Raw genomic sequence first — 9668 nt, 5'->3', positions numbered from 1 at the left:
TTACGGTCGAGCCGGCCTGACAGATCGTTACGGTCGAGCCGGCCTGCTGACATACTGATCCCCGTGAACGAGGATCAGGTCAAACAAGAATTGCACGAGGCGCTGGGAACTTCCCAGCGCCTCGGCTTTTTAGGAGACAGGCCCATCGACGAAGTCATCGAACACGCTCGGGCTTTCGTGTCGGCATTGGAGGGCGTCACAGGATCAGTGATTGACTTGGGCGCCGGTGGAGGCGTGCCCGGCTTGGTGCTGGCCGTCGACCGGCCCGATCTCTCCATAACCCTGTTGGACCGTCGGACGAAACGGACTGACTTCCTGTCTCGGATAGTTCGTCGAATGCACCTTGACCATGTGACCGTCGTGGCCGCCGACGTCGACGATGCGATCCGTCAAGGCTACGTTGGATTCGATGCAGTGGTTGCCCGGGGCTTCGGTCCACCAGATTTCACTCTGCGGACTGGGGCCCGTTGTTTGGGACAGAGCGGTGTCATTGTGATTAGTGAGCCACCCACAGGCGATCGGTGGGATGCGGAACTCGTCAGTTCTCTGGGGCTCGTCCGAGTGCCGTCTGACACTCGGGTGGTCTGTTTCACACGAGAATTTATGCTCTGACCAGGGATGATGTACTCAGTCTGAAGTCAGATAACAATCGTGTCATCTGACTTGAGGGATGTTTCACGTGAAACACCGCGGGTCACGCGAACGTTGAGAGTCTCGGTACCAGATTGGAGGTGCCTCGAATGTTTCACGTGAAACCAGGCGGAGATAGTTGTAACTTGTCGAGGAATGAGGCACAGTAGGAATGTCCCAGTCGGGATGATTTGACCGGCGTTTGGAGAATGTGTGTCGGATACCGAGGAACCCCCCTCCCCTACCGTAAGTGAATCTACCGGTGTGCCTGAAGTGGCCTCACTTGTCGGGCGTTCACTCCCTCGCATCATGGCGGTGGCCAACCAGAAGGGCGGTGTCGGTAAGACGACCACCACCGTCAACCTTGGTGCGTCACTAGCTGAACTCGGACTTCGGACGCTCCTCATTGATTTAGACCCCCAGGGGAATGCCTCGACTGGCCTCGGGATCGAAAATCGTGGCCTCGAGCTTTCGATGTACCACGTTCTTATGCATGAGGAGCCACTCGACAACGTGGTCGAGCCGACTGATGTGAAGAACCTGTTCGTTGCACCCGCGTCACTGGATCTTGCGGGTGCGGAAATTGAACTCGTTCCGGCGTTCAGTCGCGAGCAGCGCTTGAAACGAGCGATTGATGCCGTGATCGATGACTATGACTATGTCCTTATCGACTGTCCCCCATCGTTGGGACTCCTGACAGTCAACGGCCTGTCGGCTGCGACTGAGGTCCTGGTACCGATTCAGTGCGAGTACTACGCACTGGAAGGCCTTGGCCAGTTGCTTCGCAACGTTGATCTGGTGAAACGGAACCTCAACCCCACGTTGGAGATGAGCACGATTCTCTGCGTCATGTTCGATGCTCGTACCAAGCTCGCAGGGCAAGTCGTCGCTGAAGTCCGGGAGCACTTCGGTGAGAAGGTGCTGCGCAGCGTCATCCCGCGCAACGTCCGGTTGTCTGAGGCGCCGTCGTTCGGCCAGCCCATCAATACGTTCGATCCAATGTCGCGAGGAGCGATTGCATATCGCGACGCAGCAAAAGAGGTGCATGCACGTGTCACGTCGTAGTGGTCTCGGCAAGGGGCTCAGCTCCTTGATTCCCGCAAGCGAAGTTGCCGACGCCGGCGACGGAGCCATATTGGCTGAAGTTCCCACGGCTTCTGTCGCACCAAATCCAAATCAGCCCCGTGTGCACTTCTCCGAAGAAGGACTCGTCGAATTGGCGGCATCTATCTCAGAAATGGGCGTATTGCAGCCGATTCTGATTCGCCCGGCCCCTGGAGTGGAGGGCCAGTACGAACTGATCGCGGGCGAACGGCGCTGGCGAGCCGCCCAGCGGGCAGGCCTCACAACGATTCCTGCGATTATTCGCTTGACGGATGATGTGAGTTCAGTCGAGCAGGCGCTCGTTGAAAACTTACACCGCCAGGATCTGACTCCTCTTGAAGAAGCTGCTGCATTCCAGCAACTGATCGAAGACTTCGAGATGACACATGACCAGGTGGCCACCCGCGTCGGAAAGAGCCGTTCGGTTATCACCAATACCGTTCGCTTGCTGGGCTTGCCGCCCGCCGTGCAAAGTTTGCTCGCAGATGGCCAGCTCTCAGCGGGTCATGCTCGAGCGTTGCTTGGCACACCCGATCGAGCACGCCAGGAGTTGTTGGCCCGGACTGCGGTGGCCGAAGGATGGACCGTTCGTGGAATGGAACAGGCGGTTCGGGCGGCTGTGGCCCCGCAGGCTGAGCCGGTCAGGGTGGATGAGCACGTTGCGACAGGCGTGACGCCGATTGACGGTGCGGGTTTAACGCCGGCGACGCAGCTTCGTCCCCCGGGACTGCTGGAACTCGAGGAATTACTGGCAGATCGACTTGATACGCGTGTCGCGGTCACGATGGGTGCGAAACGTGGTCGGGTCACGATTGATTTCGCTGACCTTGAAGACCTTGAGCGGATCTACCGCGTCATGACAGGCTGAACCGTCGAGTCGTTGACAAACTACATCGATGGTATTTATCCACAGGTTCATCCTCACGTTGGGGATGACACTGATTCGGCCCCGGTGTCCTGCGGGTCAGCGGTGAACGTTCACCCCGAACGGTGGTGTGAAGCACCTGTACAGGCACCGTACGTGGTGAATATTTGAAGATCCACTCGAGGGATACTCACAATGTGTGGATAAACGTGTGGATAAAGCCTCACGCGCGGACGCGGGGTCGATGTATGCGTTTGGTCCGAGCGTTTGGTCTGCACAGCTGAGATGCCTGTGAGATGACTGGGCGACTTAGACGTTGGGCATGGGCAGGGGACCGTCGCCCCAGTGCCGTGCTGCTACGACCACGGCGCGGGTGATGAGGCTCGTTGCGTCAACGACCTCGCGAACCGGACCCATCGAGCAGAGGACGGCAGGCATCTGTGTCTCGCGGAGCACCGGCAGGCGCATGCCGCGCAGCGTGGGGGTCATGGGGAGCGCTGATTCGAACTGTTGAACGACGTGGGCAGCGAGCGAACGACCACCGACCGAGAAGAACGCTGGTACTGAAAAGTACGAAATGTCGCAACACACGTTTGGACTGGCTTCAAAACCAATGTAGATCGTCGCCCCGAAGCGGTTTGCGGCCGCGGCCTGGGCGCCAGCCTCGTACTCGTCGGTGGACATGACCGTCGCGCCGTTTTGGCGAAGTGACCGAGCGACGGAGCGGCCAACGGAACTGAGCCCACCGAACTGACCGACGACGATGCGCAGCGACTCGAGTGAGGTGGGCGTACGCACCGATTCGTGTTCGCGGACCGATGCAACGCCAGGTCCCGATCCACTTTGCCGGCGGAGGACGTCAAGCATCTTGACCGTTTTGCGACCACAGATGCCATCGGCTGGGAGCCCACAGTTCTTCTGGAAGTCGGTGAGCGCGCTGATCGTTCCAGGCCCGAGGATGCCATTTGGGCGGCCGCAGTCGAAGCCAACGTGGTTGAGTGCCCGCTGGAGGTCCTCGACGTCGTCACCGCGTAACTGGGGAGCTTTGAGGAGCAATGTGCGGTCGCCGAGTCGGTAGCCAGCTTCGATAACGGCCAGCCACGTCTGCTCATCACAGATGCCGTCGACATTGAGCCCGCGGGCTTCCTGGAAGCGCGAGACGGCATCGACCGTGGACGCGCAAAAAGAACCCGCCTCGGCACCTACCGGGGCGTACCCGGCGGCACCGAGGCGGCGCTGCAAATCTCGAATTGGTTCGCCTCGCTGCCCCTCTGCGAGGGGGAACGGGGTCAGGTGTTTGGAAGGAATTCCTCGAGCTCCTGCAGTAGTGCGCCCTTGCTCTTGGCGCCGACGAGACGTTTTTCGACTTCGCCATTCTTGAACACGAGCAGCGTCGGGATACTCATGACGTTGTACTTCATGGCGAGGTCGGGGTTGTCATCGACATTCAACTTGGTAATTGCAATGTTGTCACCGTGCTCGGCGTTGATCTCTTCGAGGATCGGAGCAATCTGCTTGCACGGGCCACACCATTCAGCCCAGAAGTCGACGACCACGGGGGTGGTTGCAGCTCCGACGACTTCGTCGAAGGTTGCGGTGGAGAGATTGGTGATTCCGTTTGCCATGAGGAGGCAGCCTTTCACAAGCGGGTCATTGCCCTGTGTGACGCAAGACCCACTGTCTTGTCGTTCGAAACAGTACAACCGTGGCGGCAACGAGATCATTCCCCCTCGGGGAGGACTCGCGCTGACCAGGGAGAACCTCAGTAGTTGGGAACGTTTGCCTCAATGTCGTGTGCATCTTCGAGCCACCGTTCCGCGTCGATGGCCGCCATACAACCCGATCCAGCAGCCGTGATTGCCTGTCGGTACACCGAATCCTGCACGTCACCGCAGGCGAAGACGCCAGGGACGTTGGTGTACGTTGAGTCGGGCACCGTCTGGAGATAGCCGGTTGCTTCGTCCATGTCGAGTTTGCCTCGGAAGAGATCAGTATTCGGCTTGTGGCCGATTGCGATGAACACGCCAGTGATGGCGAGTTCGGACTTCGATCCGTCAACGGTGTTGGTGATCTCGGCGCCGCTGACTTTTTCCTCGCCGTGAATCTTGGTGACTTGGGAATTCCACAAGAACTCGATCTTTGGATTGGCGCGTGCTCGATCCTGCATGATTTTTGAGGCACGCAGTTCGTCACGGCGTACGACGATGGTGACCTTGTCGGCAAACTTGGTCAGGAAGGTGGCTTCCTCGAGGGCAGAGTCGCCACCTCCGACCACGGCAATCTCGTGGCCACGAAAGAAGAAACCGTCGCAGGTCGCGCAGGTGGAGAGGCCGTAACCGATCAGGCGCTGTTCTTCCGGGAGGCCGAGCATGAGCGATTGGGCTCCCGTGCTGACGATGATTGATTTGGCGAAAAACTCCTGATCACGAACAGTGACTTTGAAGGGCCGCACCGTGACGTCGACGTCGGTCACTTTCTCAGTGATCACTTGGGTGCCGAAACGCTCAGCCTGGGCCCGCATCTCGGCCATCAACTCTGGGCCCATGATGCCGTCACGGAACCCGGGGAAGTTCTCGACCTCTGTGGTCAGCATGAGCTGGCCGCCGGGCTGGTCACTTGTGCTTGACGGTTCGCCTTCAATCAGCAGCGGCGCGAGTGAGGCACGAGCGGTATAGATCGCAGCAGTCAGGCCGGCGGGGCCTGAACCAATGATGATGACGTCGCGAACGTCAGGCGTGCTTGGGGTGGATTCAGACATGAGCGTCTCCGGGTGTGATGAGAGGGGAATCGGTGCACATCGCGCCTGCAGTTCCCAGAACGTCCCGGCAACGACGCCGGGCGATTAGGAAGCGTTGGCGTTGCGCTTCTTGAACAACAACAGCCCGATGAGGGAGAAGATTCCCCCGAGCACCAAGTAGCTGATGTACACCGAGCGAGCGTGTGCGAACTGCCAGTCGAGCGCCGACTGCATGCCACGTGTGAGCCCGACGACCAAGATGACGATGGCGAACACGCCCAAGAACAGCGCGATGAGGCCGAAGACGAGCCCTCGAGCGGCGTAGACGACCGGTGTTGTTGTCTTGTCGCGCACGGTGCCGACCAACCGGACGACCGTGTCGGTCGTCTCGTCGGCCCAGTTTGGATCTGTCAGCGGATTGCCCGGCATAAGTAACTGAGGTTAGCCGGGGTGGTCCCCGCGCGCCTCACGAAGCATGTTGGGAGAGGGGCAGAGCGGTGAGTCAGGGCAGCAGCGGCGTCCGAGCGATAACCAGGCAATCGTCGGGTTGATAGGCCACGGCCTGACCGTCAATGTCGTCGATGCCGACAATCACTGGTATGTCGAAGAGGCCGGGGGAACCCCAGAGAGCCGGCCCGACGATCCGAGTCACGAGGTCACACAGCGGGAACGGTGCAAGACGGGTGTCGGCCGGCGCGGCTTGGACGCTGTCGTCGAAGGCCATTTCGCTCTCTGGCGCCGGCTCAGCTGCGGCTTCGTCGACCCCGTTGTCCCCGACGTTGAGGATCGTTCGGTTCAGATCGTTGGCGAAGACCGCAAGCTCTTCAGCACTGCTCAGCACTTCGAGACTTTCATCGGGCGGACCTTCGCTCTCGCCACCAATGAGCGTGTTGGCCTCTGGTGTGACAGGGACATCGGCGGTGCCCAACTCACTCGCCGCTGCATCACCTGCGTCTTTAAATGTTTCGTCGGCTGCTTCCACGTCGAGCTCGGCGCGAGGGCTGAGGTCTTGCTCAGCGGTGTCGGCAGCGTCGCTCGCGATGCTGCCGTCGTTGTTCGAAGAGATGAACCCACGGGCAACGATGCCGCCGCCAAGGACGACAACCAGGCCTGCAGCGAGAACGAGAAGGCGATTGCTGCTGCTGCGTTGACGCAACACACCAGCAGACGTCGGTGACGTGATTGAGGCCTGCCCGGCGGCGGCTGCCGACTGCGCGCCCGCAGGTGTGGCGTCTCTGCTGAATTCGCTTGCCGGCAGCCGATCCCATACCTCCAAGGCTGCAGCGAGGTGCCGCTCGCGCGTCGAAATCGGAGCGCTGTCGGTCTGGCTGAGCACAGCTCGGACCTGGCGAAGACGCTCCACTTCGACGAGTGCTGTGGGATCACCATCGACCTGGGCGCGTTCCGCTGGTGTGGTGTCGCCGTCGAGATACGCGCTCGCCAGGAGGGTCAGGTCGTCGTTCATGTTGAATCTGTTGGACGTTCCCGATCGCCGGACTGGTTCCCGATGATGTGAATTTCTTCGGTGACGGGGTCGGTGACGTTCACCACGTCGTCATGCTCGCTGCCAAGGCGAGCGGGTGGATCCTCGAGCATGTCGTCGAGGCGCAGCGACTCGGCGAGCGCGGTGCGTCCTCGAGCGATGCGTGATTTAACCGTGCCGATCGGAATCTCGAGGATGTCTGCGATCTCGTTGTAGTCGAGGTCGGCCACATCGCGCAGGACGACGGCAGCTTTGAAGTCGTCGCTGAGTTCACCGAGCGCTTCGTCGATGGCGAGGCGATCGTCGATCGCGTCGATGCGTTTGGCGGCCATGGGGTCAATCAACTCGGGTTCGACGCCATTGGAACCGTCGCTGTGAGGGTTAATCGAATGCAGCTTCGGTCGACGCTTGCGTTTGCGAAGCTCGTCAAGCGAGGCGTTGGTGGCGATGCGATATGCCCAGGTGCTAAATGCTGCTCGTCCATCGAAGCGCGGCAGGCTCCGAGTGATCTTGATCAGTGCTTCTTGGCAGGCGTCGTCGGCGTCCTTGGTCCCCCCGGTGACCCGGCGGCAGACCGCGTAGATGCGGTCGTAGTGGCGGCGCAGGAGCTGGTCCATTGCGCTGCGATCGCCACCCTGTGCTGCGGCGACCAGCTCGTCATCAGACAGCGGAGCCATCAGCGCGACATCTCATTCAGAGGACTAACCGACCAGGGCAATTTCGCCGAGCCGGCCGCGGAACGGGTTGTTGCTACTGCACGATGCGTCGGCACCAAGCTGCTGTAACAGTACGAGCACGTGACGCACGGGAGCGGCAGGGACGTCGGTCTGGAGCACTTCGCCTTCGGTGGCGAACCGTTGAGCGCCCAGCTGACCATCCCAGCCACTGAGCTCGCCCGGGGCGCTCTCGGCTGACGAGGTGTAAAAGTCAACGATGTACGGGCCGTTGATGACGTCGACCGTCAGTGCCTGCTGAGCAGGCTGATCGAGGGTCACGACGAGACCGACACCAACCTTGCCGCCCATGTACTCACCGCCATAGCACACCGTGCGCCAGTTGGTGCTGGCGTCGCCATCGCTGATGGCAAGCACCGATTCGTCGTCGTTCTCTTCGCGGTCGCCGTCTGGGTCGAACGTGGTGATGCCCGCGATCGAGGCAGGGCCGGTGGGTGCAGCGGTAGCGTCTCCGAGCGCTGGATCGGCACCGCTCGCTGCGAGGCCGCCGCCAAGAGTTGTTGCGGTATCGACTCCAGCGAAGATCGAAGCATCAGGGACCACGCTCTCGGGTGGATTCGACCCGTCGTCGTCGCTTCCAAACTGCGCGCTCATAACGAGAACAATAGCGACGATGGCAGCGAGCAGCAGAAGCCCACCAATCACGGTGAGCGACGGCTTCCACCCCTGCGACATGCCCTTGACCGGCTTGCCCCGAAGCTGTGCTCCAGCATGTGGTGTGTTGTCGCGCTGGCGAGCTTCCCGCGGAAGTTGCTGAATCGGCACTGTGCCGGTGATCCGCTCGGGCTCACCAGGGATACGGCGACGCTCAGGGAGGGGGTTGGTGGGCGCCTGGCGTGCATCGGTAGGACGCTTACGCCGTGGCGGGTCACTCGGTGTCTGATCGCGCCGTTGGCGCAGGGTCCCGTTCGGCGATGAATCGCCGCGGGTGGCGCGACGACGGTCGTCGGCACGACCATCGAGATCCGAGGGAGCGCGACGGAGACGACCTGCGGAGAACGGAGCGACCGTCGAGCGTTCGTGGGGGGTTTCGTCGATCTCGGGTGGGCCTTCGGCTGCTGCCTGCTCAAGTGCTGCAACCAAGTCGGCGCCGGTGGCTGGACGGTGCATCGGGTTGCGTGCGAGGAGCTGGTGAATGATTGTCACCAGGCTGGTCGGCAGCGTGGCACGGAGGCGTGAGAGGTCGGTGGGGTCGCGCTGGAGGCGCGCCAGAGCCGTGTCGGCATCGCTCTCGCCGAGGAACGGCACGCGACCGGCCAGGCACTCGTACAAGACCAGGCCCAACGAGTACAGGTCGGCGCGACCGTCGAGCTTCTTGCCGCGGACCTGCTCAGGCGACAGATATTTCGCAGTGCCCATCATGATGTTCTCGCTCGTCAGATCGTCACCACCCTGGAGGGCTTTGGCGATGCCGAAGTCGGTGAGGAGCACCCGGCCGTCCGGCGTGATCATGATGTTTCCGGGCTTGACGTCACGGTGGACGAAGTTGTTCTCGTGCGCGTGATGCAGCGCCGCAGCCGTGCAGGCGCCGATGTGGCCGGTGAGTTCGGGGGAGAGGCGCTTTTGTGTGTCGAGCAGCTGCCGCAGGCTTTTGCCATCGACGAGCTGCATCACCACGGCCTGGCGGCCCTCGTGCTCGAACACGTCGTGGACAGCCACGATGTTCGGGTGGTTGAGGCTCGCTGCAGCGATTGCCTCGCGTCGGAAGCGTTCTGCGACGACTTCGTCAGAAGCCAGTCCAGGCTTGAGCCACTTGACCGCGACCTTTCGGTCCAGGGTGAGGTCAACGGCGAGCCAGACCTCGGCCATCCCACCCTGAGCCAGGCGGCGTTTCAGTTCGTAACGCTCGGCAATCAGCGTTGAGGTCGGATCGGACATGGTCGATTGAGACGTTACTTGGCTGACGGTTTGATCATGGGGCAATGAGCTGGTTGCTCATGGTCAGGGTGTCTGGGGGTGGGTCCAGGTTTTGTGTGAGCGATTGCGGGAACCGATGCGGCAATAGCTCACACAAAAGTGGAAAACCAGTTCTGTGTGAGGAACAGTGGCCAACGACGCCGCAATCGCTCACACAAAACCTGGTGCGGTGGTGCGGTGGTGCGGTGGTGCGGTGGT

Annotated in this window: 10 protein-coding genes; 3 read left to right on the top strand and 7 right to left on the bottom strand. The window is 61.2% G+C overall.

Annotation, left to right across the window (positions count from 1 at the left end; genetic code table 11):
• Window positions 1–63 precede the first annotated feature (63 nt).
• The 3 genes from ACH2EI_RS22070 (at window position 64) to ACH2EI_RS22060 (ending at window position 2602) form a co-directional block, all read left to right on the top strand.
• Window positions 64–612: an RsmG family class I SAM-dependent methyltransferase gene (locus ACH2EI_RS22070; RefSeq protein WP_395161609.1), complete on the top strand. Its 549-nt coding sequence runs from the start codon at window positions 64–66 to the stop codon at window positions 610–612.
• A 327-nt stretch (window positions 613–939) separates the two neighbouring features.
• A complete protein-coding gene (locus ACH2EI_RS22065) occupies window positions 940–1695 on the top strand; it encodes a ParA family protein (RefSeq protein WP_395151650.1) in 756 nt (251 codons plus the stop codon).
• Window positions 1676–2602: a ParB/RepB/Spo0J family partition protein gene (locus ACH2EI_RS22060; RefSeq protein ID WP_395151648.1), complete on the top strand. Its 927-nt coding sequence runs from the start codon at window positions 1676–1678 to the stop codon at window positions 2600–2602. The genes ACH2EI_RS22065 and ACH2EI_RS22060 overlap by 20 nt, the downstream gene beginning before the upstream one ends.
• Before the next feature lie 306 nt (window positions 2603–2908).
• Here the strand turns inward: ACH2EI_RS22060 and ACH2EI_RS22055 are convergent, their stop codons facing one another.
• From ACH2EI_RS22055 to ACH2EI_RS22025, 7 genes are all read right to left on the bottom strand, one after another.
• Entirely contained in the window at window positions 2909–3850 is a 942-nt protein-coding gene (locus ACH2EI_RS22055; protein WP_395161611.1) for a peptidoglycan-binding protein, read from the bottom strand.
• 38 nt (window positions 3851–3888) lie between these two features.
• Window positions 3889–4224, bottom strand: a complete 336-nt coding sequence (gene trxA / locus ACH2EI_RS22050; protein ID WP_395155464.1) for a thioredoxin — start codon at window positions 4222–4224, stop codon at window positions 3889–3891.
• A gap of 137 nt (window positions 4225–4361) precedes the next feature.
• Window positions 4362–5357, bottom strand: coding sequence for a thioredoxin-disulfide reductase (gene trxB / locus ACH2EI_RS22045; RefSeq protein ID WP_395155463.1), 996 nt, complete (start codon window positions 5355–5357; stop codon window positions 4362–4364).
• A gap of 84 nt (window positions 5358–5441) precedes the next feature.
• A complete protein-coding gene (locus ACH2EI_RS22040) occupies window positions 5442–5765 on the bottom strand; it encodes a hypothetical protein (protein WP_395155462.1) in 324 nt (107 codons plus the stop codon).
• A gap of 73 nt (window positions 5766–5838) precedes the next feature.
• Window positions 5839–6801, bottom strand: coding sequence for a hypothetical protein (locus ACH2EI_RS22035; RefSeq protein WP_395155461.1), 963 nt, complete (start codon window positions 6799–6801; stop codon window positions 5839–5841).
• Entirely contained in the window at window positions 6798–7496 is a 699-nt protein-coding gene (locus ACH2EI_RS22030) for an RNA polymerase sigma factor (protein ID WP_395155460.1), read from the bottom strand. The genes ACH2EI_RS22035 and ACH2EI_RS22030 overlap by 4 nt, the downstream gene beginning before the upstream one ends.
• Before the next feature lie 24 nt (window positions 7497–7520).
• Window positions 7521–9431, bottom strand: a complete 1911-nt coding sequence (locus ACH2EI_RS22025; RefSeq protein ID WP_395161607.1) for a serine/threonine-protein kinase — start codon at window positions 9429–9431, stop codon at window positions 7521–7523.
• Window positions 9432–9668: the final 237 nt, after the last annotated feature.

The sequence above is a fragment of the Ilumatobacter sp. genome (assembly GCF_041688325.1).
Taxonomy (GTDB): Bacteria; Actinomycetota; Acidimicrobiia; order Acidimicrobiales; family Ilumatobacteraceae; genus Ilumatobacter_A.
Note: the sequence above shows the minus strand (reverse complement) of the source record. Positions and strands in the feature narration are given on the sequence as shown.

Coding starts and splice junctions, on each gene's coding strand:
- trxA (WP_395155464.1), bottom strand. CDS start 4,224: ATGGCAAACGGAATCACCAATCTCTCCACCGCAACCTTCGACGAAGTC.
- ACH2EI_RS22035 (WP_395155461.1), bottom strand. CDS start 6,801: ATGAACGACGACCTGACCCTCCTGGCGAGCGCGTATCTCGACGGCGAC.
- ACH2EI_RS22025 (WP_395161607.1), bottom strand. CDS start 9,431: ATGTCCGATCCGACCTCAACGCTGATTGCCGAGCGTTACGAACTGAAA.
- ACH2EI_RS22060 (WP_395151648.1), top strand. CDS start 1,676: ATGCACGTGTCACGTCGTAGTGGTCTCGGCAAGGGGCTCAGCTCCTTG.
- ACH2EI_RS22040 (WP_395155462.1), bottom strand. CDS start 5,765: ATGCCGGGCAATCCGCTGACAGATCCAAACTGGGCCGACGAGACGACC.
- ACH2EI_RS22030 (WP_395155460.1), bottom strand. CDS start 7,496: ATGGCTCCGCTGTCTGATGACGAGCTGGTCGCCGCAGCACAGGGTGGC.
- ACH2EI_RS22065 (WP_395151650.1), top strand. CDS start 940: ATGGCGGTGGCCAACCAGAAGGGCGGTGTCGGTAAGACGACCACCACC.
- trxB (WP_395155463.1), bottom strand. CDS start 5,357: ATGTCTGAATCCACCCCAAGCACGCCTGACGTTCGCGACGTCATCATC.